This window comes from Marisediminicola antarctica (genome assembly GCF_009930795.1).
GTDB classification, from domain to species: Bacteria; Actinomycetota; Actinomycetes; order Actinomycetales; family Microbacteriaceae; genus Marisediminicola; species Marisediminicola antarctica.
Window position 1 is genome coordinate 1,874,797 of sequence record NZ_CP017146.1, and the last position, 23,405, is coordinate 1,898,201.

The window sequence follows — 23,405 nt, forward strand, 5'->3', positions numbered from 1 at the left end:
GTCTCTGCTGAGCTGAGCTGCGCGGTGCGGCTCAGGCGTTGCGGCGCCGGCGCACAGCGAACACCGTCCCGCCGATCGCGGCCGCGGCGACCGCACCGATACCGGCGATCAGCAGCGAGTTCGGCACGGTCGATGACGTCTGCTCGGGGTCGGCGGATGGCGATTCGCTGGCATCGGCATCGGCATCGGCATCGGCATCGGCATCGGCGCCAGCCGCGTCATCGGAGTCGGTCCCGGACGCCTGTCCCTCTGCCGGCTCCTCCACCGGCGTCGGCTCGACCCCGCACTCGGGAGGCGTCGCCGAGCCGGCCGAGATCTCGGCGTCATCGGCGGGATCCCACTCGAAGGTGAACTGGCCATCGATGGGGTGGCTGTCGATCGAGGCCGCGCGCCAGGCGAGGGTGTACTCGCCGGCCGGCCCCAGTGCGGCGTCGGCGCTCATCGTCGGGCCGTCGACCGAGACGCATCCGTCGCCGTAGTACAGGCCGTCCTCGCCGACGACTCGGAGCAGGAATGCGCTCACGCTGTCGCCGGTGTCGAGCATGTCCTCGTTCGTGGTGATCGAGAACTCCGGCGGGAGGGTGGTCAGGATCGAACCGGCCTCCGGAGTGGAGGCGACCAGAGAATTGTGGGCCATCGCCGGGCCGGCGACCGCGAAGATGGAGCCGAGCAGGACCGCGCATCCGAGAAGTGCCGGCAGTGCCGTATTGGGTCGCCGAAAGCCACGGCTCGGTGGGGAGTACGTCATGAATCTAGGCTACGTGAGCAGTCTGATCGGTCGAACCACGAGCGAACAGCGCCGCGGCGCGGCATCCCAATCGTGCAACGTGCATTCCTGTGTCGGTGACACGGGTTAGGCTCGATGCGTAGCACTAGTGATGGCAACCCGCAATGGCGCGGTGCTGAATCAGGAGGAGGCGAGGCAATGGCTCGAATTGGTGAGAGCGCGGATCTGCTCAAGTGTTCCTTCTGCGGAAAGAGCCAGAAACAGGTCCAGCAGCTCATAGCAGGACCGGGCGTGTACATCTGCGACGAGTGCGTCGAATTGTGCAACGAGATCATCGAAGAGCGTCTGGCCGAGGCTGGCGAAGAGGTGTCGAGCGAGTTCGACCTGCCCAAGCCCAAGGAGATCTTCAACTTCCTCGAGGAATACGTCATCGGGCAGGAGCCGGCCAAGCGGGCCCTCTCGGTCGCCGTCTACAACCACTACAAGCGCATCCGCTCACGCAACACGCTCACCTCCGCAGACGCCGTGATCGACGATGTCGAGATCGCAAAGAGCAACATCCTGCTGATCGGCCCGACCGGTTGCGGCAAGACCTACCTCGCCCAGACCCTCGCGAAGCGGCTCAACGTTCCATTCGCCGTCGCCGATGCGACCGCCCTCACCGAGGCCGGCTACGTGGGTGAAGACGTCGAGAACATCCTGCTCAAGCTCATCCAGGCGGCGGACTACGACGTCAAGCGCGCCGAGACCGGCATCATCTACATCGACGAAATCGACAAGATCGCCCGCAAGGCCGAGAACCCGTCGATCACCCGCGACGTCTCCGGCGAGGGCGTGCAGCAGGCACTCCTCAAGATTCTCGAGGGCACCGTCGCATCCGTTCCGCCGCAGGGCGGGCGCAAGCATCCGCACCAGGAGTTCATCCAGGTCGACACGACCAACGTGCTGTTCATCGTCGCCGGCGCGTTCGCGGGCCTCGAGGAGATCATCTCGTCACGCGCTGGCAAGAAGGGGATCGGCTTCGGCGCCCCGCTGCACAGCAAGGGCGACGACGTGAACCTGTTCGGCGAGGTGCTGCCGGAAGACCTGCACAAGTTCGGCCTGATCCCCGAGTTCATCGGCCGCCTCCCGGTCGTCACGACCGTGACCCAGCTCGACCAGGTCGCTCTCATGGCGATCCTCACCGAGCCGCGGAACGCGCTCGTGCGCCAGTACCAGCGCATGTTCGAGATCGACGGCGTCGAGCTCGAATTCGAGCACGACGCGCTCGAGGCGATCGCCGACCTGGCGGTGTTGCGCAAGACAGGCGCCCGCGGGCTCCGCGCGATCATGGAGGAGGTGCTCGGGCCGATCATGTTCGAGGTGCCTTCCTCGTCCGATGTCGCACGCGTGATCGTCACCAAGAGCGCCGTCGTTGAGAACGGTGCCCCGACGATCATCCTGCGCGAGGTGCGCACCGAAAAATCGGCCTAGCCGCACCAGGTTCCCGGTCCGCCCATTATCCAGCCCATCTCCGCCGGCCTCATCGGCGCGATCACCGGATTCGCCAGCTCGTTCGCGATCGTCATCGCGGGCCTGCGCGCGGTGGGGGCGACCGAGGAGCAGGCGGCGTCCGGGCTGCTCATCCTCTGCCTGACCCAGGGGCTCGTGGCGATCGTGCTGTCGTGGCGGTTTCGGATGCCGCTGTCGTTCGCCTGGTCCACCCCCGGAGCCGCGCTGCTCGTGACCGCCGAGGCGACGACGGGGGACTTCTCGGCCGCGGTCGGCGCGTTCATCGTGTGTGGAGCGCTGATCGCCGTGACGGGCGCCTGGCCTGCTCTCGGGCGCGCCATCACCCGCATCCCTCGGCCGATCGCGAGCGCGATGCTCGCCGGCATCCTGCTCCCCATCTGCATTGCGCCCGTCACGGCCTCGGTCGCCGAGCCGCTGCTCGCCCTCCCGATCGTGATCGTCTGGCTGGTTCTGTCACGCCTCGCGCCGCGCTGGGCTGTGCCGTCCGCGATGATCGTAACGGCGATTGTGGTGGCGCTCTCGGTGGGCACCGGATGGCTTGGCGCCGGGGTCGTCGCGCCGCAGCTGAGTTTCGTGCCGCCGAGCTTCGACCTGCTCGTGATCGTGAGCCTGGGGCTGCCGCTGTTCGTCGTGACCATGGCCGGCCAGAACGTACCGGGGTTCGCCGTGCTCTCGACCCTCGGGTTCCCACCGCCGCGTCCCGCCCCGATCCTCATCGGCTCCGGGCTCGTCTCGATGGGTGGGGCGCTGTTCGGCGGGCACGTCATCAACCTCGCTGCACTCACCGCGGCCATCATGGCCGGTCCCGACGCGCACCCCGAACACGCCAAGCGCTGGATCGCCGCCGTCGCGGGAGGCGCGTTCTACCTCGTCCTGGGCCTCGGCGCCGGCCTCGCCACCGCCCTCGTCACCGCCTCCCCGCCGATCCTCATCACGGCGGTCGCGGGCCTCGCCCTCATCGGAGCCTTCATCTCGTCGGTCACCGCAGCGCTCGAGACGCCGGAGCACCGGCCGGTCGCCGCAATAACCTTCCTGGTCGTTGCCTCGGGAATCGTCATCGGAGGCATCGGCTCGGCCTTCTGGGGACTCGTCGTCGGCGGGCTCGCGATGCTCTGGTTGGGCTTCAGACGCCGCCCCGCGCCAGCGCGCACGGCACCGTAAGAGTGCACGGACGATTGCCCCGCCCATCGACATTGCGCGGCGATATTGCCCATCGACATTTCGCGGCGAGGAATGCCAGAGCGTCCTCGCCGGTTCTCGCTGGGGATGACTTCCTTCAGCGCGATCCCGCTCTCCGTTCTCGACCTCGCCACGGTCCGCGCCGGAATGACCAACGCCGAGGCCCTTGCCCAGACGATCACGACGGCGAAGGCGGCCGACGAGCTGGGCTATCGGCGCTTCTGGGTGGCCGAGCACCACGGCATGGCCGCCGTCGCGAGCTCCGCGCCCGCGGTGCTCATCGGGGCAATCGCCGCGGCGACCACACGAATCCGGGTGGGATCGGGCGGCGTGATGCTGCCCAACCACTCCTCGCTCGTGATTGCCGAGCAGTTCGGAACCCTCGTTGCCCTGCACGGCGACCGCATCGATCTGGGGCTCGGACGCGCGCCGGGCACTGACGGGCTCACCGCACGGATGCTGCGCCGCAACGTGCAGAACGAGACCGCCGACGATTTCCCGCAGCAGGTTGTCGAACTGCTCGCGCTCTTCGGCATCGTCCCGCCGCTCGAGAACGGCGTCGGTGCGACTGTCGTCGCGGTGCCAGGCGCTGGCGACGCGCCGCTCATGTGGCTGCTGGGCTCGAGCGGCTTCAGCGCGCAGCTCGCCGGCATCATGGGCCTGCCCTTCGTGTTCGCCCACCACTTCGCCGGCACCGCGGAGACGCCGCGCGCTTTCGAGCTGTACCGCGAGCGGTTCACACCCTCCGCTGTGCTCGAGAAGCCGCTTGCGATGGTCTCGGTGGCGACGGTCGTCGCCGACGATGCGAAGGAGGCTTCCCGGCTCGCACTGCCCCACAACCTCTGGGCGGTGCGGTTGCGACAGGGCGGCCGACCCGGTGCCGTGCCCACCCTCGCCGAGGCGGAGGCACACCCGTGGACCGAGGGCGAGCGCGCGTTCGCCGCGGAACGCAACGCCCAGCAGGCGGTAGGCTCCCGCGAGCACGTGCGGTCGCGGGTGAGTGCCCTCGTCGAGGCGACGGGAGCGAACGAGGTCATCCTCGTGCCGCAGGGCCCCGACCTCGAGTCCCGGCTGCGCACCCTGACGGAACTCGCGGCCTGAGCCACGCTGATTCGCCGAGGGCGTGCCGAACGCCTATCGTTGACCGACATGATTTCGCGACGAGAAGCTGCCCTGCGCCTGGACATTCCTATCGAGATGGCGCAACGTCACGGGCTCGGTACGTGGGTGTCGGAGGAGGAGCTTGCCGCAATCGAGAGCGAGCCGCCAGCCTGGCTCGTGCAGTCGCGCGCGAACCGCACGGGTAAGAAGCCCGTCTGGGTGCGCCTGGAGTGCGACGTGTGCGGATTCGGCGAATCGGTGCGGCCGAAGAAGTGGTGGCCGCAGTTCACGTTCATCAGCTGCGATCACCACTCTATTCACGACCTGCCGGAACCCGCAGGCGGGCACGTCCGCCGTGAGTTCGACGGGATCGGCAGCCGCTTCATCGGCATCCTGGACGATGCTCCCGATGCTCCCGAGGGGCCCGACGCTCCCGACCAGCCAGCCTCCTAGCTCAGGCCGCGCCGCTTCAGCAGTGGCTCGATCACGGCATCCCGGCCCCGGAAGTCGCGGTAGGCCTCGAGCGGGTCTTTCGAGCCGCCGACACCCAGCAGGCGGTCGCGGAACCTGTCGCCGTTCGCACGGGTAAGCCCGCCGTTCTCCGTGAACCAGTCGACAGTGTCGGCGTCGAGCACCTCGCTCCAGATGTACGAGTAGTACGCCGCCGCGTACCCGCCCGAGAAGGTGTGTGCGAAGTAGGTGGACGAGTACCGCGTCGGCACCGCCGGGTTGTCGAGCCCGGCGGCAGCGAGAGCGTCCCGCTCGAATGCGGCGACGTCGGTGACTGTCGCGTCCGGTCCGATGGCGTGCCAGGCCTGGTCGAGCAGCGCCGCGGCGAGGTACTCCGACGTCGCGAACCCCTCGTTGAAGGCGGACGACGCCTGCAGCTTCGCCACCAGCTCCTCCGGCATCCGCTCGCCGGTCTCGTAGTGCACGGCGAAGTTCGCGAGAACCTCCGGCCACAGCATCCACATCTCGTTCACCTGGCTGGGGAACTCGACGAAGTCCCGGTACACGTTCGTGCCGGAGAACATCGGGTAGGTCACGCGTGCGAAAAGCCCGTGCAGCGCGTGGCCGAACTCGTGGAAGAACGTGTTCACGAGGTCGTAGGTCAGCAGGGTCGGGGTTCCGGCGGCGGGCCCCGGCACGTTGAGGTTGTTGACGACGACCGTCGGATGCCCGAGCAGGCGTGATTGGGAGATGAGCGCATTCATCCAGGCACCACCCCGCTTCGAGTCGCGGGTGTAGAGGTCGAGTAGGTAGAGGCCGATCTCCTCGCCGCCCTCGTTGCGTACCTCGAATACGCGCACCTCCGGGTGGTAGCCGACGAGGTCGGCGCGTTCGGTGAAGGTCACCCCGTAGAGCTTCTCGGCGGCGAAGAAGATGCCGTCGTGCAGCACCCGCTCAGCCTCGAAGTACGGGCGCATCGAGGCGGTGTCGACGTCGTACTTCGCCGCGCGCACCTTCTCGCTATAGAAGTCCCAATCCCACGCCTCGATCTGGTGCCCGGCAAGAGCCTCCAGCTCGGCCTGCTCGGCCCTGGCATTTCTGGCCGCGGGCGGAGCGAGCCGGCCGAGCAACTCGGACACCCTCGCGGGGCTCTGCGCGGTCGAGTCGGCGGTGACGTAGGCGGCGTGCGAGGCGAACCCGAGAAGCGCGGCCCGCTCTGCCCGGATGCGGGTGATCTCAAGAACGAGGGCGCGGGTGTCGTGGTCGCCCCCACGGATGCCGCGGGACCGGGAGGCCTCCATGATGCGCTGGCGCACGTCGCGCCTGATGAGCTGGGAGAGATACGGATGCCCAGTCGGCAGCACCAGGGTGATGAGGTACTTGCCGTCAAGCCCGCGCTCGGCCGCTGCGGTGGCTGCAGCCGAGATGTCGTCGCGTGAGAGGCCGTCGAGCTCGGCGACGTCATCGATGACGACGGCGAGATCGTTGCTGTCGGCGAGCAGGTTCTTCTCGAACCTGGTCGTGAGCGTCGACAGCTCGCGGTTGTAGTCGCGCAGGGCCTGCTTCTCCGTCTCGCCCAGGCCGGCGCCGGCGAGGGTCAGCTCGGCGAAGTGGCGGTCGACGAGGTACCGGGTCTCGGGGTCGAGGGGAGCGGTGCCCGCGTCGGTGCCAGCGTGGATGCCAGCGTGGATGGCGGCGACGCGCGCGTAGAGAGCCGGATCGAGCCGGATCGCATCGGAGTGCGCCGCCATCCGCGGTGCGATCTCCTCCTCGAGCGCGGAGACGAAGTCGTCGTTGTCAGCGGAGCTCTTGTTGTAGAAGACGCTCGCGACCCGCTCGAGCAGCTGCCCGCTGCGCTCGAGCGGAAGCAGGGTGTTCTCGACCGTCGGCGCGTCCGGATCGGCGCTGATTGCCGCGACCTCCGCGAGCTGCTCGGTGAAACCCGCGTCGAAGGCGGGCCGGAAATGCTCCGGCGCGATCTCGGCGAACGGAGGGAGGCCGTGGGGGAGCGTGCTCGGGGCGAGGAACGGGTTGGGATGCGACATCCCTCCACCCTAGGGTCGTCGCAGGATTATCGCGTTGCCCCCTCCGACGCGCGCGCGATGACCCTCTCCTTCGCACGACGGGCCGTCTTGCGGTACGCGCGCTCGGTGTCGATCGCGACCTGCTCCCAGGTGAACCGAGCCGCGACCCGCCGCGAACCGGCTACTCCGAGGCTCGCCATCCTGCCGTCGTCGGCGAGTAGGCACGAGAGCGCTGTAGCGATAGCCTCCGCATCCTGCGGCGGCACGTGAACCCCCGTGATTCCGTCGATGACAGTATCGATGAGGCCCCCGACCCCGCTGGCCACGACGGGGATGCCGCACGCCATCGCCTCGAGCGCGACGACCCCCGAGGTCCCATGCCGGGGGGCGCAGATGACGGCGTTGGCCGACCTCAGAATTGCGGGCATGGAGGCGTGCTCAAGCGGGCCACGCAGCTCGACGCGATCCGCGACCCCGAGTTCGCGAGCGAGCGTGCGAAGCATGGCCGTCGCAGGGTCGCTGTCGCCCGCGTGGGCTCCGACGGCGCCACCGACGATGATGAGCTCGGCGTCGACTCCCTCGTCAACGAGCCGTGCGAACGCCTGAATGACGAGATCGAATCTATTGCTGGGCTGGAGTCGGCCGACCGTGACGAGGCGCAATGGCCGTGCCCGCTCCTCGATCTCGCCGCTCGTGCCGAATCGTCGCAGATCCACGCCACACGGCACTACCGAGATCGCACCAGTGGGAATGCCGAGGGACTTGAGCTCGAAGGCCTCGTCCGTGCATGTTCCGATGACGCTGTCCACGTTGCGCGCGACCCAGGGTTCGAGCCACTCGCGGTCAGGCGGACTCGTTTCTGCGGTGGCGCCGTTGCGATGCGAGACCACGCCGAGTCCGTGGAAGGTCTGAGCCACAGGAATGTCCCGCGGCGCACCGATGCGGCGGGCGGCGTCGATAGCCGCTATTCCCGAGGTCCAGAGATGGCTGTGAACGATATCCGGCTTGGAGCGCAGCCAGTCCACACCGAGGCCGTCAGCGAGGTCGGCGAGGTGTGTCAGCAACTCCTCCTCGGGAAGTTGCTCGGTGGGTCCCGCCGTGAGGTGCACGAGTTCGAACCGTGGGGAGATCTCGACGCGATCGGGTAGCCCCGGGACATCCCTCCGCGTGTAGACGGTGACGTGATGCCCGCGCCGGGCGAGCGCGGTGGCGAGCGCGGCGACGTACACGCTCCGTCCACAGGCATCCAGCCCACCGATGGCGGCAAGCGGACTCGCGTCTACCGAGACCATGCTGATTCTCATCGAGTCGTCTCCTCGCCGTGCTGCCGGGTGCTGGATTTCCAGAGAACTGAATATTTTGCTCATCCGGTAGGACTTGAGAAGCCGGCGGCGTGCGGGTATGCCCGTCGGAGACGGTGCGTCGAGAGGCCTAGTCGTCGTCCTCCGGGTCGTCGCGGTGTGCCACGAGTGCGACGTCGCTGACGTCGTCGTAGCGGATGACGGTTCCGTCGTCGAGGTCGACGATGGGCCGCCCCTCGAGCCATGTGAGGGTCCAACGCCACTGGCTTGTGTCAGTGCCGGTCAGCTCCGACTCGATGTCGTTCACGGCCGAGACGACGGCGGCCGGGACGCGGTCGGGGACTTCGCCTCCGATGGGCCAGCGCGTTCCGAGTTGCATGGTGCTCCTATTCTGGTTGGCTTCTGGTTGGCTTCTGGTTGGCTTCTGATTGGCCTAGTCTGCTGGGTCCGAGCGGATTTCCAGGATGGTTTCGAGCTCGACGCCGTCGAAGGCCTCTGTGGCGGCCCGGGTGGGGAACCCGCACTCGTCGACAGGCGCATACACGGGCGTGATTCCTGCCGAGGTACCCACCCACACGATGAGCGGGTCGGCGGCGAGCTGGATGCAGGCGCCCGTGGTGGCGGGCTCGTTCGGTGCGGAGTAGGCCGCGAGGAGGTCATCGCCGCCGGCGATGACGCGACTGGCCCGCTGCACGTCCGGCAACGCGCCGTTGCCGCTATCGCGCCCGTCTTCGCCTTCGCCGCCGCCGTTGGTCGACAGGATGTCGCTCGCCGAGCACACGTAAATATTGAGCACCGCGACGATATCGCCATCGAAGTGCTGGGCGTCGGCTGCGGGGCAGTACTCGAGCAGCTCGCGTGCGGTGACAGGCACGAGCGGCCGGCGCAGCACGGGTTCGGCGGTGCTGGGAGGGTCGCTGCTGGGAGGGTCGCTGCTGGGAGGGTCGCTGCTGGGCGGATCGGTGCTGCTCGACGCCGGATCCGGCTCGCCGCCGGGCGGCGCCGTGGTGGCGCATCCGGCGAGAGCGAGCGCCGACACGAGGGCGACAACGATCCGAAGCCCCGCGCCGACGCGCACGCTCATCAGTCCGTCGCCTCCACGAGCGCCTCGGCGAGCACCACATCGGTGACGGTGATCTCGGGACCCTCGACGAAGTGCAGCTCCGCAATGCGCCCCACGGCCTTGAGGTCTTCGGCAGCCAGGCGCAGCAGCGCGAGTCGCTCGGTCGGTGCATGCACAATGGCCGAGAGCACCTCGGTCTTCTGTGAGGCCTTTGCATCGGTCTTCGCGCGACGGATGCCGATGAGCGCGGTACCGACAACGCCGAGCAGCCCGGTGGGGGAGCGATCGATCGTCGGGGTGGGCCACTGCGCTGCATGCACTGAGCCCTCGTGGGTCCACGACCAGACCTCTTCTGTCGCAAAGGGGATGAACGGTGCGAACAGCCGAAGGAATACGTCCAGGGCGGTCCGGAGCGTGGTGACGGCGGATGCCTGCTCCGCTGGGGTCGCGGCGCCGTACGCGCGCTCCTTCACGAGTTCGAGGTAGTCGTCGCAGAAGGTCCAGAAGAGCTGCTCGGTGCTCTCGAGCGCCTTCGCATGGTCGTAGCCGTCGAGCGCGATCGTCGCGGTCTCGACGACTCGGCCGAGCTCGGCGAGCAAATCGAGGTCGAGGGGGTTGGTCACGGTGGTTTCAACAGCCTCAACCGGCGAGGCCGCGGGGGTAGGGAACGAGTAGACGAACTTCGCGGCGTTGAGCACCTTGATCGCGAGCCTGCGCCCGATCTTGATCTGCTTCGGATTCTGCGGGTCGAATGCAGCATCCGTTCCGAGCCGGCTGGAGGCCGCCCAGTAGCGAACGGCATCAGACCCGTGGGTCTCCAGCATCGCGGCGGGGGTCACCACGTTGCCCTTCGACTTCGACATTTTCTTGCGGTCGGGGTCGACGATGAATCCGGAGATGCCGGCGTTCTTCCACGGCACGACACCATGTTCCAGCTCGGCACGCAGCACCGTCGAGAACAGCCAAGTGCGGATGATGTCCTGCCCCTGGCTGCGCAGCGAGTACGGGAAGACGAGGTCGAAGAGCTCGGGGTCGCTCTCCCAGCCGCCGGCGATCTGCGGGGTGAGCGACGAGGTCGCCCAAGTGTCCATGATGTCGATCTCGCCAGCGAATCCGCCAGGTTCGCCGCGTTGACGCTCGTCGTAGCCGGGAGCCGTATCGGAGGACGGGTCGATGGGCAGTGACGACTCGGACGGCACAATCACGGCTCCCTTGTTGCCGTCCGCGTCGAGTTCGTACCAGACGGGGATCGGCACTCCGAAGAATCGCTGGCGGGAGATGAGCCAGTCGCCGGTGAGGCCGCCGACCCAGTTCTCGTAGCGGACGCGCATGTGCTCGGGGGTGAAGTTGATCTCCTTGCCGCGGGAGATGAGCTTGGTCCGCAGCTCGGGGTCGCGGGCACCGTTGGAGATGTACCACTGCAGCGTCGAGATGATCTCGAGGGGCTTGTCGCCCTTCTCGAAGAACTTCACGGAGTGAATGATCGGCTTGGGGTCGCCCACCAGGTCGCCGCTCTCGCGCAGCAGTTCGACTACACGCTTCTTGGCGCTGAACACGGTCTTACCCGCAAGTTCCGCGAAGGCCTCGATCGCGGCATCCGAGACGATGGCGTCGGGGGCGTCGGCGATGATCCGGCCGTCGGCGCCGATGATGGTGCGGTTAGGCAGGTCGAGCTCGCGCCACCAGACCACGTCGGTGACGTCGCCGAAGGTACAGATCATGGCAATGCCCGATCCCTTGTCCTTCTGGGCGAGGTGGTGGGCGAGAACCGGAACCTCGACACCGAACAGCGGCGTCGTTACGGTGGTGCCGAACAGGTGCTGGTAGCGCTCGTCATCCGGATGCGCAACGAGGGCAACGCAGGCCGGGAGCAGCTCGGGGCGGGTCGTTTCGATGAAGAGCGGCTCGCCGTCGGGCTTGGCGAAGCCGATGCGGTGGTAGGCCGCAGGCTGCTCCTTGTCTTCGAGCTCGGCCTGCGCGACAGCCGTGCGGAACGTGATGTCCCACAGCGTTGGCGCCTCGGCCTGGTAGGCCTCCCCGCGGGCGAGGTTGCGCAGGAATGCACGCTGCGCCACTCGCTGGGCGGGGTCGCCGATCGTGCGGTACGTCTGGGTCCAGTCGACCGAGAGGCCCAGTGCGCGCCAGACGTCCTCGAACTGCTTCTCGTCCTCGACCGTCAGCCGCTCGCAGAGCTCGATGAAGTTGCGGCGCGAGATGGGAAGTTGGTCGGCGGCCTTCGACGAGGCGCCCTCGCCGCCCTTGAGCGGTGGCTCGAAGCCGGCTGCGTAGCCGAGGGTCGGGTCGCAGCGCACGCCGTAATAATTCTGAACCCGGCGCTCGGTGGGAAGCCCGTTGTCGTCCCAGCCCATGGGATAGAAGATGTGCTTGCCGCGCATGCGCTGGTACCGGGCGGCGAGGTCCATGTGTGTGTAGCTGAACACGTGGCCGATGTGCAGGGAGCCGGATGCCGTCGGCGGGGGAGTGTCGATGGAATAGACACCGTCGCGGCCTGCGGCGAGAGCGGCAGCGCGATCAAACATGTAGGTGCCGGAAGACTCCCAGCTGGCCCCCCACTTGCTCTCGAGGCCTTCGAGGGCTGGTTTTTCGGGTATGGCTGCAGACACGTGAAACTCCGGTTCAATATGTGCGGCACCGAGTCAGTGATTCAGTGGTGCCTGAGTGTGGGGGTGTGACGCAATCGTACCGGAGGTCGCGCAGCGACCGTGGATCTGCTGGTTGAGCAGGTCGCGCGGCGACCGTGAGCCTGCTGGTTGAGGAGGTCGCGCGGCGACCGTGAGCCTGCCGGTTGAGGAGGTCGCGGAGTGACCGTGTCGAAGCCGGGCTGGCGGGCGTCTTAGAACGGTGGCGGGTCCTCGTGCTCGGCGTCTGCTCCCCGGGCGTCGGTTCTCTGGTCGTCGGTTCTCTGGGCGCGCGCTGCTTCGTCCGCTGTCTGGTCCGTTCCCTGGGTGTGCTCTGCGGTATGGAGGGCGCGTTGGAGGTTGTCGTGTACTCCGCTGGTGATGATGGTTGCCGGTTCGGTGATGTGTGTCCGCCCCGCGGGGGAGGTCCATTCGAGGGCGCCGGTGCCATCGCGCGTGTGGGCGACTGCCCAGTTGGTTTCGTCTTTGATGGTGTGATGTTTCGGGCATAAATGGGCAAGGTTGTAGTGGGCGGTCGGATGTTGGTGTTGCCATTGCAGGGTGTGGTCGATGTCGCATTGTTCCGCTTGCCTGCTGCAGCCCGGGAAGCGGCAGGTCTCATCGCGTACCCGTAGGAAGTTGCGCAAATCGGTGGGTACCCGGTACCGGTCCCTGCCGACGGAGAGGATTGCTCCGGTCTCGGGGTGGGTGAGGAGGCGGATCATGCCCGGCGCGCCGGCGGCGAGCAGCCTCGCCGTGTTCGGATCGATCGGCCCGTACCCGTCGAGGGACCCGGGCTCCTCGCTCATTCCGAGGAGCACGAGAGCAGGCACCGTGACGCTGAGCCTCGGTCGGGTGTCGAAGTACCGGTCCCGCAGCGACCCCCTCCCGCGGATCCCGGACCGCCCCCAGCCGACCCTCCGGCCAGCGCGCATCAGCGTGACCCGGACCGCCCGGTTCCGGCGAGCTACCCCACGCCGGGTGCGGCGGGACACCATGCCCAGCGGGCCGTCACCGCCGCTGCCGCTGCCGCTGCCGCTGCCGTTGCCGCTGCCGCTGCCGTTGCCGCTGCCGTTGCCGTTGCCGGTGTCGTTGCGGTCGACGTTGCGGTCGACGTTGCCGCTGTCATCTCCGGCCGTCGTGGTGGTGCTGTCGAGCATGACGTCGCTGAAGATGTCGGCACGCAACTGCGCCAGAGTACGCACCTCCAGCGGCCCCTGCAGGGCTATCGCCGTGTCGGTGAGGCGGGTGAAGATCGCGACAGCCTCCGGTGCCGGGAGCAGCTGCGACAGCAACGCCAGACCATCCTGCTGCGGGTCCAGACGCACCTCCCGGTCCTCCCGCGCCCGCGCATGGCGCTGTGTGATCGAGTCCGGATCCAGCAACTCCCGCAGAACCCGCGCCTTCTGCGTAAACTTCGACGCCGTCAACCGTCTCGCATAGGGCAGAGCCTGCCCCTCCAACACCACCCGAGCAGCAGCAGGCAGACCTGCGGTCTGATCGACCATGACCTGCGCATGCCGGTAACTGATCAACCCTCCCCGCAGAGCCTCGAGGGTGGCCGGGAGTTCATGGACCAGACTGCGACCGACCCCCAGCAGAGCGTCGATGGTGCGCTCCGGGATCCGCAACGCCGCCCCCAGCTCCGCCCGCACACTCCGCAACGCCAACTGCCGGCTGCCCGCCCTCGTGCGATCCGTGCCCGCCTCGGCCAGCACGAGGGCCTGCTCGAACAACACCGCCCGATCACCCATCAGCCCCGCAATACCCTGCTCCACCCGCTCCAACGCATCGATCAGCCGCCCCATCGCCTCACCCGCCCCACCCGGCCCCGCCGCGACCCCAAACGGATACCCACGACCACCATCAAGCCCAGCACCGGCCTGGACGGCCTCGCCGGCCTGGCTGGCCTGGCCGGGCTGGCCGGCCTGGCTGGCCTCGCCGGCCCGGCCGGGCTGGCCGGGGCAGTCGGGGACGCCCGGGTAATCGTCCTCATCAGCCCAGCGCGGGTCATCCAAATCCGGATCATGCGGGAACAACCCCGCCGGCATCCCCTCAAACGGCAAACCAACCCCCGGCCGGTACCCACGTGCCGCCATCTCCGCATCCGCCTCGATATTGAACTGCAGCATCGACTCAGCAAGCTCCGCCTGCTCCTCCGCCGTCCACCGATAGCTGCTCATACCCATAGTGAATACCCACCCACCGACACTCGACACGCCCAAACCGGACCGTGCGCGCCGAGCCACAAGCCCCACACCGACACCCGGATTCCGTTCATGACCACAGCCCACACCCCACCACCGACATACCACCGACATTCCCGCCACCCCCGCGAAAGCCGCGGAAAACTACCCCCGCCGCGACCCTGGGGAGGACAAGACAGCCGTGTCCACGCCGCCCGCGCCTGGAGCCAGCAGCGGAGCCCTACAGCCGATCCACCCGGGCGGGGTGCAGGCGCGAGGCCCCAGGCGGCCCCGCCGCCCACCCTCCTCGAGCCGAGGACAGGCCGCACCGCTCCCGCTCCGGGAACGACACGACGGAGCATCGCCGCCGGATACGTCTAGCCCAGGGCGCGCTCGAGCGTGACGGTGGCGTGGGTCAGCGTTCCGGCACCGTCGTCGAGGGTTACGGTATAGATTTCGCTCGGGTTGGCGCACTGGTACGAGATGTCGGTGAACACGCCGGAGGTGTCGACCTCCGCGAACGGCTCGGCCTTGGCGTCGTTTGTGCCGACTCCGATCCACGCAGCCTCCGCGCCGGTGCTCGTCCATTCGAACGTCAGCGGGATCGACGACGTGTCATCCGGGCAGCTGACCGGAGTCCCGCTCTCCGGGGAGAACGTCGTGAATGCCGCGCCCTGGTCGTCCACCGGCTCTTCGCTCTGCGTCGGGTCAGGGACTGGCTCTGATTCCGGTTCCGACGGAGTTGGCGTCGGAGTGGGGACCTCGGATGCCTCGGGAGACGCCGCGGGCGCGGGCACCGTTTCGGGGTCGCGCGTCGCCAGGTTGTACAGCAGCAGCGCGAGAGCGAGAAGAAGCACGGCGGCGATGACAATAAACGCGATCATCGGACCTCGCGACGTGGTCGCGGTCCGCTCCGCGAGCACGGGACGCGGACCCTGCGGACCTTGTGGCGGCGGGAGTCGCTGCGTTTCGGACCTGCCCGATGGCCCTGCGAAGCGTTCGGTGGGAGTCTCGTCGCCGGCTGGCGCGCCCGAAGCCGTGAACTTTTCGGTTGGCGCGTCGTCGCCGGCATGGTCAAAACGGCGGGTGCGAGCGTCGCCCGAGTCGGGTGGCGTGTCGTCCGAGTCGGATGCGGGGGTCGTCGGATCGGGCGCGTTCGGATCGAATCGCCCGGTCGGAGTGTCGTCGCTCATGATCGCTGCGTTTTGTGTGGGGTCAGCCGGTCGGGGCTTCGCCGGGGACGATGGGAAGCGCAGGTTCCGCCGGGGGATCGGTCGCGGCGGGCGGCGGCGTTGTCTCGGTCGGTGTCGGTGTCGGTGCCGGTTCTGGTGCCGGTTCGGGTGTCGGAGTCGGAGTAGGGGTGGGTTCCGGTGTCGGTTCCGGGGCCGGCGCGGGGGTGGGTTCTGGTGCCGGTTCTGGTGCCGGTTCGGGTGTCGGTTCCGGTATCGGCGTGGGCTCCGGCGTCGGCGTCGACTCGGGCGTGCTAGTCGGTGTCGGCGTCGAGCTCGGCTCCACGGATGGCCCCGGAGCGACCTGCGGCCCGTCGGCGCGCGTGACGAGGGTGAAGATGATCATCGTCGCGGCGACGGCGATGACCGCGCCGAGGATGAGAACCGCGATGAGAGGTCCGCGCGACTTCGCGTCAGCATGGGATGGGTTGACCGGCGCGGCGTCAATTGGAGCAGTGGCTGGCTGCGCGGCCCGAGACGCGCCGAAGAGGGCGGTGTCGAACCCGGCCGCCCCATACCCCCCGGCGGGCGTCGGGGGAGTGAACGCCTGCGTGGCGCCGGTCGGTGGCGTGGCCCCGAGAGGCTGGGTTGCCCCGAGTTTGTCGGCGCCGAACGGCGTGGCGCTATAGAGGCCTGTCCCGAGTGGGGCGGTCGCGGCGCCTCCGGATTGATGGTCGAACGTCTCAGTGGCCTGTCCGTCACTGGGCTCGCCATCACTGGGCTCGCCATCGCCGGGCTCCCCATCAGCGGGCTTCCCATCGGCGGGCCCCGCGTCGCCGGCGTCCGCGCTCGAGATCGTCTCGGTGGGGGCATCCTCCGGCTTGCCTTCGGTGGGCGGGTTGTCGTCGCTGCCTTTGCCGGTGGGATCGAGCCGCTCGGGCGGGGTGTCGTTGGTCATTCTGCCCCTCGGATGCCGTCGCGGACGATTCCGCGAGCGAATACAACGGTGGCCGCGGACTACCGCGGCCGGGGCCAGCCTAGGCGGGCAAGCCCGGACCTCACAATTCGCCGGGCGGCATGGCGTCGATGGCGGCTTGAACCCCGTGACACAGTGGCGCCAGCGCTGCCGAAAGGTAGGGCCCGAGCTCTCCCCGCTTCGTGCTCGCGTCTGCCCACGTCTGGGCGGCCGCGATGACCGCTCCGATCGCCCCGAAGCTCGCTGATCGCGCGATCAGCGCCGACTCGGCATCGCCCCCGATGCGTGTCGTGATGAACTCGCTCAGAACGCGCGCCTGGCTCGCGAGCCTCGACATTGCTGACGACTGGAGCTCGCCGATATCGCCGACCAATGTCAGGTGGGTGAGTGCCCACGGCACCTTGGCTGGCCCCAGCGCCGTGCTGGCCGCAACGATCGCCGAGCACATCGCCTGCATTACCGGAGCGCGAGCATCCGTCGCGGCGAGGGCGTCCGGCAGGCGCGCGAGCACGTCGTCGAGGTCGATCCAGAACACGTCGCTCTTCGCCGAGAAGTAGTTGAAGAACGTCGCCCGGCTGACCCCGGCGCGCTGGGTGATCTGGGCGACGGTCGTGCCGGCGTAGCCGTTCTCGAGGAACAGGTCGAACGCGGCCTCCTGCAGCATTTCGCAGGACGACGCGTGGGGTCGGCCGCGCGCGTTCGTCAACGGACCCCCTTTAATCGACTGAGTCCACTTATTGTAGGATGGTTGTATTCCCCAGCAAAAGAATTGAGATTCACGCATGCCCGCTCGCTACCCACGCTCGCTCAGAACAGCAGGGGCCGTCGCCGCCCTCGCGATTGCCGGATTGCTCGCGGGATGCACCGCGGCGAGCAGCGAGGGCGACCAGCAGTCGCTCACCTACGCGATCGAGGGGGCGAACCTCAGCGCCGGACACATGGACCCGCACTCGAGCCAGCTTGATGTGAGCGCGCTCGTGCAGCGGGCAGTCTTCGACTCGCTCGTGGCCCAGGACCTCGACGGAAGCTTCCAGCCCTGGCTCGCCGAGAAGTGGGAGATCTCCGAGGATCAGCTGCACTACGAGTTCACCCTGCGCGAGGATGTCACCTTCCACGACGGAGAGCCCTTCAACGCCGACGCGGTCGTCGCGAACTTCGAGCACGTCACCGCGCCGGAAACGGCATCGGCCCAGGCGGCGAGCATGATCGGCTACAGTGCCGACGGCGGCTCCTACCTCGGTGCGGAGGCGGTCGACGAATTCACCGTGCGATTCGACTTCAGCACGCCGTACGCACCGTTCCTGCAGGCTGTGAGCACCTCGCAGCTGGGCTTCTACTCACCCGCGGTGCTCGACGAGAAGGCCGACGAGCTCAAGACCGGCGGCCCCGGCATCTCGGTCGGCACCGGCCCGTTCGTGCTGAGCGAGTACACGCCCGACCAGGAGATCGTCTACACGGCGAACCCTGACTACGACTGGGCGCCCGAGAGCGCGGAACACAGCGGCGCGAGCGACCTCGACGAGCTCGTCGTGCGCATCCTGCCGGAGCCCTCTGTGCGCACCGGCGCGCTCGCGAGCGGCGAGGTGCAGGTGGCTGGCAACGTGACCCCGAGCACCGTAGGAAGCCTCGGCGACGACATCACCGTCAACTCGGTCGAGCTGCCCGGGCTGCCCTACTCCCTCTACCTCAACCAGAACAACGGCGTGTTTGCCGATGTGAAGGTGCGCCAGGCATTCCAGCTCGGGTTCGACCCGCAGGATGCGGTCGATGGCATCTTCTTCGGCCAGTACCCGCGCGCCTGGAGCATCCTGGGCCCGACGACCCCCGACTCTTACGACAGCTCGCTCGAGCAGCGCCCAGCCGTCGACGTCGACCGCGCGAACGAGCTGCTCGACGCGGCCGGCTGGACCGAGCGGGATGCCGAGGGCTACCGCACGAAGGACGGCGAGCGGCTGAGTGCCCGCTGGATCGCGTACACGCCCATCCCGGACGACCGGGCGAGCCTCGCCGATGTCATCCAGTCCGACCTCAAGGGGATCGGCTTCGCGATCGTGCGCGAGGCGCTCGAACCGGCCGCCTACAACGAGCAGTACGGACCCAAGACGTTCGACATCACCGACTGGGGCTTCTCCGGCGTCGACGCCGACCTGCTGCGCAGCCACCTGCACACTGACGGGTTCCAGAACGCGTCGGGCCTGAGCGATCCCGCCATCGACACCCTGCTCGAGGATGCCGTCGCGACGAGCGATCCGACCGAGCGCGCGGCCCTCTACACCGAGCTTCAGCAGTGGAACGCCGAGAACGTCGCGATCGTGCCGCTGTACGTGCCGTCGATGATCACCGCGTTCAGCGACTCGGTCACCGGCCTCACCTTCGATCTGTATGGCCGACCGCTGTTCTACGGCGTCCAGGTCCAGGGGTCGTGAGGCTGGGCCCGTCGAAGCGTCGAGTGCCCGGTGCGTCAGCGCGCTGGCTTCTCGGGCGCCTCGGCGGGCTCCTTCTTGTGGTCTGGGGCGCGGCAACGGCCGGGTTCCTCGCGCTGACCCTCATCCCCGGCGACCCGGTCGACGTCATGCTGGGAGTGCAGGCGCAGGTCAGCGAGCAGGTCAAGGCGCAGATCCGCGCGGATTGGGGCCTCGACGACCCGCCGCTCGCCCGCTACCTGCAGTACCTCGGGCGTCTAGTGACGGGCGACCTCGGCGAGTCGTACCAGCTGCGCCAAAGCGTCTCGTCGGTGATCGGCGAGCAACTGCCCGCGACTCTGCAGCTCACTCTGCTCGCCCTCGCCTTCGCTCTCTCGCTCGCGGCGATCGCGACACTCGCCGCACGCGGACGCCGCTCCACCCGCATCGTGTCGCTTGTTGAGCTCACCGCCGTCTCATCGCCGACGTTCTGGACCGGCCTCGTGCTCATCGCCGTCTTCGTCTTCCAGCTCGGCTGGTTCCCCATCGCAGAGACGGGCAGCCTGCGCGCCCTCGTGCTGCCCGCGCTGACCCTCGCCCTGCCGGTCGCCGGAATCATCAGCCAAGTGCTCCGACAGGGGCTGGATGCCGCGTCGGCGCAGCCCTTCGCAACGACCGCCATCGCGCGCGGGCTCGGCGGCGGCCGCCTGCTGCTCCGGCACACCCTGCGGCACGCTGCGGCCGATAGCGTCACCCTCGTCGGCTACCTCGTCGGCACCCTGATCGGCGGCGCCGTGCTGGTCGAGACGGTCTTCGCGCGGCCGGGACTCGGGCGGGTCACCCTCCGCGCGATCATCGACCGCGACCTCCCCGTGGTGCTCGGGATCATCCTGCTCGCCGCGGTGACCTTCGCCCTCCTCAACCTCGCCGTCGACGTGCTCTACCGATGGATCGACCCGCGCCTGCGCACCGGGAGCGCGGCGACATGACAGTGACACTCGGCAGGACCCGGCTCCGGCCGCCGCGAGCCGGGCTCGCGGGCGCGATCGCGGCATCCGCGTTCCTGCTCGTACTCGTCGTCGCTGCCGCGGCACCCGCCCTGTTCACGAGCGCCGACCCAATCCAGACGCAGGTGCTGCAGGCGCTGCGGGCGCCGAGTGTCGAGCATCCGTTCGGCACCGACCAGACCGGGAGGGATGTCTTCGCGCGCGTTGTCTACGGCGCTCGCTACTCCCTCGCGATCGGGGTTCTGGCAACGACGATCGCAATGACCGCGGGGCTTCTGGTCGGCACCCTCGCGGGCCTCGCGCCACGACTGGTCGACAGCGCGATCTCGCGAGTGATCGAGGTGCTCATGTCATTCCCCGAGTTTTTGCTTGCGCTGCTCGTCATCGCAATTCTCGGCCCCGGCCCGGTGAGTCTCGTCATCGCGATTTCCCTCGCCTCCGTGCCGGTCTATGCACGGGTTGCGAGGGTGCAGACCTTCACCGTGCGACGTTCCGGCTACGTGCGTGCCGCGGTGATCCTCGGGGTGCCGAGATGGCGCAATGTGCTTCGCCACGTTGTGCCCAACACCCTCGGCCCGCTGCTGGTGATGGCGACGATCGGTTTCGGAACGGCGATCGCGTCGGCCGCCGGCCTGAGCTTCCTCGGTCTCGGCGCGCAGCCGCCGACACCCGAGTGGGGCCTGATCCTCTCGGAGGGGCGCAACTTCCTCGGCACCGCCTGGTGGATCGCCGTGTTCCCCGGACTCGTCGTGACCGTCACGGTGATCTCGGCGAGCGTGCTCGGTCGCTACCTTCGGGCGCGTGGAGAGGGGAGGGCGGCATGAGCTTCGTTTCCGTGCGCAACCTTCGGGTGCGGTTCGGGCGGAGAACCGTGGTCGACGGGGTGAGTTTCGACATCGCTCCCGGGGAGTGCCTCGCGATCGTCGGGGAGTCGGGATCGGGGAAGACGATCACCGCCCGCGCCCTGCTCGGCCTCGCGCCCGACGGCGCAGACGTCAGTACCGACGAACTCGTGGTGGCCGGTGTGGACGCGTCGGCCTACACCGGAGCCGAGTGGCGCTCGGTCCGTGGGCGCCTCGTCGGCCTCGTAAGCCAGGACGCCCTCGTCTCGCTCGACCCGATGCGTCGGATCGCGAGCGAGGTCGCCGAGCCAATAGAGGTGCACGAGGGCGGGCTCTCGCGCTCCGAGGTCGACGCGCGGGTGCTGCGGATGCTCTCGAACGTCGCGATTCCCAGCCCTGAGACGCGCGCCCGGCAGTACCCGCACGAGCTTTCCGGAGGGCTGCGGCAGCGCGCACTGATCGCCTCCGCTCTCGCCGCAGCACCCAGGCTCCTCGTTGCCGACGAGCCGACGACGGCGCTCGACGCGACCGTGCAGTCGAAGATTCTCGAGCTGCTCGGCAGCCTCAAGGAGGCGGGGCTCGCGCTGCTGCTCGTGAGCCACGATCTCTCCCTCGTCTCCCAGATCGCCGACCGGATCGCGGTCATGCAGCACGGCCGCATCGTCGAGACCGCCGCGGCCGCCGACCTTCTCGCCAACCCCACGCATCCGTACTCGAGGGCATTGCTCGACGCCGTGCCGACCGGGCACGCCGTACGGCGCGACGGGGGCGAGATTGTGCTCGCGGCACGCTCCCTTGTGAAGCAGTACCCCGCACCGCACCGCACCACGACGGTGGCCCTCGACGACGTGTCGCTCGAGCTGCGGGCAGGCACGACGCTTGGCATCGTGGGGGAGTCGGGCTCCGGCAAGAGCACCCTCGCCCGGCTGCTCCTCGCGATCGAACGCCCGGACTCCGGTGAGGTACTGCTGCGCGGCAGCCGATGGAGCTCTCTCGCCGAGTCCGCCCGGAGACGGATGCGCGGCGGCATCCAGCTCATCGAGCAGGACCCGGCGTCGTCGTTCGACCCGCGGTACACGGTGCGGCGCATCCTCGCCGAGGCCGTCGCCATCACCGACACACGCGCCAACCGCCCGGCCCGCATCCTCGAGCTGCTCGAGCAGGTCGGGCTCTCGGCCGTGCACCTCGGGCGACGCGGCCACGAGCTCTCCGGGGGGCAGCGCCAGCGGGTCGCCATCGCGCGCGCACTCGCCCGGCGGCCGAGCATCCTCGTCTGCGACGAGCCGGTCTCTGCGCTCGATGTGCAGGTGCAGGCCCAGGTGCTCGCCCTGCTCCAGAACCTGCAGGCGAGCACCGGACTCGCGCTCGTGGTCATCTCCCACGACCTCGCCGTGATCGCCCAGTTGAGTGACACTGTGCTCGTGATGCGCCACGGTGTTGTCGTCGAGAGCGGCGAGGCGAGCGAGGTTCTGACGAACCCGAACCACCCGTTCACGCGGGAGTTGCTCGACTCGTTACCTGCGGGCCGTATCCTGCCCTGATGACCAGCCGTCCCTCCCTCGCGCGGAAGCTCGGCCTCGCCGATGCCGTGTTCATCGGTCTGGGCTCGATGATCGGCGCCGGGGTCTTCGCCGCGTTCACCCCCGCAGCGCACGCGGCAGGAAACGGGCTGCTGATCGGGCTGGTGGTCGCCGCCGTTGTCGCGGTCTGCAACGCCCTCGCGTCGGCGCAGCTCGCCGCCGTCTACCCCGAATCGGGCGGCACCTACGTCTACGGGCGCCGGGTGCTCTCGCCGTGGTGGGGGTTTCTCGCCGGCTGGAGCTTCGTCATCGGCAAGACCGCGAGCTGCGCGGCGATGGCGCTCACCTTCGCCTTCTACGCCGCGCCCGCCGGGTGGGAGCGACCGGTCGCGGTCGCCGCGGTGGTGGGCCTCGCTGCCGTGAATTACCGCGGGGTGACCCGCACAGCCGCGCTCACCCGGGTGATCGTCGTGGTCGTGCTTCTCGCCCTCGCCGTCGCGGTCGCCGCCGGCGGCAGTATCATCGGCGGCCCAGCGGGGTTCGCGGAGGCGACCGATCCCGGCGGGCTGCTTGCCGGCGGCGGATACGGAATCCTGCAGTCGGCCGGCCTGCTGTTCTTCGCCTTCGCCGGCTACGCACGCATCGCCACGATGGGCGAGGAGGTACGCGACCCGGAGCGCACTATTCCGCGCGCCATCGTGATCGCGCTGGCCATCACGGTCGTCGTCTACGGCATCGTCGCCGTCACGCTGCTCGGCGTGCTCGGCCCCGATGGGGTGGCCTCCTCGGTGGCGCCCCTCGCCGACACCGTTCGTGCGAGCGGATGGGACTGGGCTGCCCCTCTCGTGCGGCTCGGGGCTGCGGCAGCGTCCCTCGGCGCACTGCTCGCGCTCTTCGCCGGGATCGGCAGGACGACCCTCGCGATGGCGAGGGAGGGCGACCTTCCAAGCTGGCTCGCGTCCGTGCATCCGAAATTCTCCGTCCCGCACCGTGCGGAGGTCGTGCTCGCCCTTGTCGTCAGCGTGCTCGTGCTCACCGTCGATCTGCGCGGGGCGATCGGATTCTCCTCGTTCGGAGTATTGCTCTACTACTTCGTGGCAAATGTCGCCGCGTTCCATCAGCCGGCGGCCGAGCGCCGCTACCCGCGCGCGCTGCAGGTGCTCGGGGCGGTGGCGTGCGTGATCCTCGTCGCGACCCTGCCGCCCGTCGGCATCGCCGTCGGCGTCGGGGTGCTGCTGGTGGGAGCGGCCTATCGGATCGCCTCGATGCGGGGAACCGCGCGAACGTGAGAGTAAGGGTCCGGGGCG

19 protein-coding genes are annotated in these 23,405 nt (G+C 68.7%); 9 read left to right on the top strand and 10 right to left on the bottom strand.

Annotated features, from left to right (window positions below; translation table 11 throughout):
* Positions 1-31: 31 nt before the first annotated feature.
* Positions 32-748, bottom strand: coding sequence for a copper resistance CopC family protein (locus BHD05_RS08885; protein WP_161886113.1), 717 nt, complete (start codon positions 746-748; stop codon positions 32-34).
* A 177-nt stretch (positions 749-925) separates the two neighbouring features.
* Here BHD05_RS08885 and clpX point away from each other — a divergent pair, with 177 nt between their 5' ends.
* The 4 genes from clpX to BHD05_RS08905 all read left to right on the top strand — a co-directional run bounded on the left by clpX (position 926) and on the right by BHD05_RS08905 (position 4,972).
* Positions 926-2,200, top strand: coding sequence for an ATP-dependent Clp protease ATP-binding subunit ClpX (gene clpX / locus BHD05_RS08890; protein WP_161886114.1), 1,275 nt, complete (start codon positions 926-928; stop codon positions 2,198-2,200).
* 60 nt (positions 2,201-2,260) lie between these two features.
* Complete coding sequence (locus BHD05_RS08895) at positions 2,261-3,400, top strand: benzoate/H(+) symporter BenE family transporter (RefSeq protein ID WP_418763844.1); 1,140 nt, start codon at positions 2,261-2,263, stop codon at positions 3,398-3,400.
* Between the two features lie 105 nt (positions 3,401-3,505).
* Positions 3,506-4,519: an LLM class flavin-dependent oxidoreductase gene (locus BHD05_RS08900; protein WP_161886115.1), complete on the top strand. Its 1,014-nt coding sequence runs from the start codon at positions 3,506-3,508 to the stop codon at positions 4,517-4,519.
* 48 nt (positions 4,520-4,567) lie between these two features.
* The gene (locus BHD05_RS08905; protein ID WP_161886116.1) at positions 4,568-4,972 is read left to right on the top strand and encodes a hypothetical protein; all 405 of its coding nucleotides are present in this window, start codon (positions 4,568-4,570) and stop codon (positions 4,970-4,972) included.
* On the opposite strand, the gene BHD05_RS08910 is transcribed toward BHD05_RS08905, so the two are convergent.
* The 9 genes from BHD05_RS08910 to BHD05_RS08950 all read right to left on the bottom strand — a co-directional run bounded on the left by BHD05_RS08910 (position 4,969) and on the right by BHD05_RS08950 (position 17,033).
* Entirely contained in the window at positions 4,969-7,014 is a 2,046-nt protein-coding gene (locus BHD05_RS08910; protein WP_161886117.1) for a M3 family metallopeptidase, read from the bottom strand. The genes BHD05_RS08905 and BHD05_RS08910 overlap by 4 nt on opposite strands.
* A 26-nt stretch (positions 7,015-7,040) precedes the next feature.
* Positions 7,041-8,297 (bottom strand): glycosyltransferase, encoded by a 1,257-nt coding sequence (locus BHD05_RS08915; protein WP_161886118.1) that lies wholly within the window; start codon positions 8,295-8,297, stop codon positions 7,041-7,043.
* A 127-nt stretch (positions 8,298-8,424) separates the two neighbouring features.
* A complete protein-coding gene (locus BHD05_RS08920) occupies positions 8,425-8,673 on the bottom strand; it encodes a hypothetical protein (protein WP_161886119.1) in 249 nt (82 codons plus the stop codon).
* 54 nt (positions 8,674-8,727) lie between these two features.
* Complete coding sequence (locus BHD05_RS08925) at positions 8,728-9,378, bottom strand: hypothetical protein (RefSeq protein ID WP_161886120.1); 651 nt, start codon at positions 9,376-9,378, stop codon at positions 8,728-8,730.
* Positions 9,378-11,981: a valine--tRNA ligase gene (gene valS, locus BHD05_RS08930; RefSeq protein WP_161886121.1), complete on the bottom strand. Its 2,604-nt coding sequence runs from the start codon at positions 11,979-11,981 to the stop codon at positions 9,378-9,380. The genes BHD05_RS08925 and valS overlap by 1 nt, the downstream gene beginning before the upstream one ends.
* A 230-nt stretch (positions 11,982-12,211) precedes the next feature.
* On the bottom strand, positions 12,212-14,179 hold the full coding sequence (locus BHD05_RS08935) for a DUF222 domain-containing protein (RefSeq protein WP_161886122.1): 1,968 nt from the start codon (positions 14,177-14,179) through the stop codon (positions 12,212-12,214).
* Between the two features lie 380 nt (positions 14,180-14,559).
* A complete protein-coding gene (locus BHD05_RS08940; RefSeq protein WP_161886123.1) occupies positions 14,560-15,375 on the bottom strand; it encodes a hypothetical protein in 816 nt (271 codons plus the stop codon).
* A gap of 22 nt (positions 15,376-15,397) precedes the next feature.
* Positions 15,398-16,309 carry an ICP22 family protein gene (locus BHD05_RS15715; RefSeq protein ID WP_202614177.1) on the bottom strand — a complete coding sequence of 304 codons (912 nt, stop codon included), beginning with the start codon at positions 16,307-16,309 and terminating at the stop codon, positions 15,398-15,400.
* Between the two features lie 100 nt (positions 16,310-16,409).
* Positions 16,410-17,033: a TetR/AcrR family transcriptional regulator gene (locus BHD05_RS08950; RefSeq protein WP_161886124.1), complete on the bottom strand. Its 624-nt coding sequence runs from the start codon at positions 17,031-17,033 to the stop codon at positions 16,410-16,412.
* Between the two features lie 76 nt (positions 17,034-17,109).
* On the opposite strand from BHD05_RS08950, the gene BHD05_RS08955 reads away from it, so the two are divergent.
* Genes BHD05_RS08955 through BHD05_RS08975 form a run of 5 tightly spaced genes read left to right on the top strand, consistent with a single transcriptional unit; the run spans position 17,110 to position 23,387 of the window.
* Complete coding sequence (locus tag BHD05_RS08955) at positions 17,110-18,753, top strand: ABC transporter substrate-binding protein (protein ID WP_161886125.1); 1,644 nt, start codon at positions 17,110-17,112, stop codon at positions 18,751-18,753.
* A 23-nt stretch (positions 18,754-18,776) separates the two neighbouring features.
* Positions 18,777-19,718 (top strand): ABC transporter permease, encoded by a 942-nt coding sequence (locus BHD05_RS08960; protein ID WP_202614178.1) that lies wholly within the window; start codon positions 18,777-18,779, stop codon positions 19,716-19,718.
* On the top strand, positions 19,715-20,560 hold the full coding sequence (locus tag BHD05_RS08965; RefSeq protein ID WP_161886126.1) for an ABC transporter permease: 846 nt from the start codon (positions 19,715-19,717) through the stop codon (positions 20,558-20,560). The genes BHD05_RS08960 and BHD05_RS08965 overlap by 4 nt, the downstream gene beginning before the upstream one ends.
* Positions 20,557-22,119 (top strand): dipeptide ABC transporter ATP-binding protein, encoded by a 1,563-nt coding sequence (locus BHD05_RS08970; protein WP_161886127.1) that lies wholly within the window; start codon positions 20,557-20,559, stop codon positions 22,117-22,119. Before BHD05_RS08965 ends, BHD05_RS08970 begins: the two co-directional genes overlap by 4 nt.
* On the top strand, positions 22,119-23,387 hold the full coding sequence (locus BHD05_RS08975; RefSeq protein WP_161886128.1) for an APC family permease: 1,269 nt from the start codon (positions 22,119-22,121) through the stop codon (positions 23,385-23,387). Before BHD05_RS08970 ends, BHD05_RS08975 begins: the two co-directional genes overlap by 1 nt.
* The last annotated feature ends 18 nt before the right edge of the window (positions 23,388-23,405 follow it).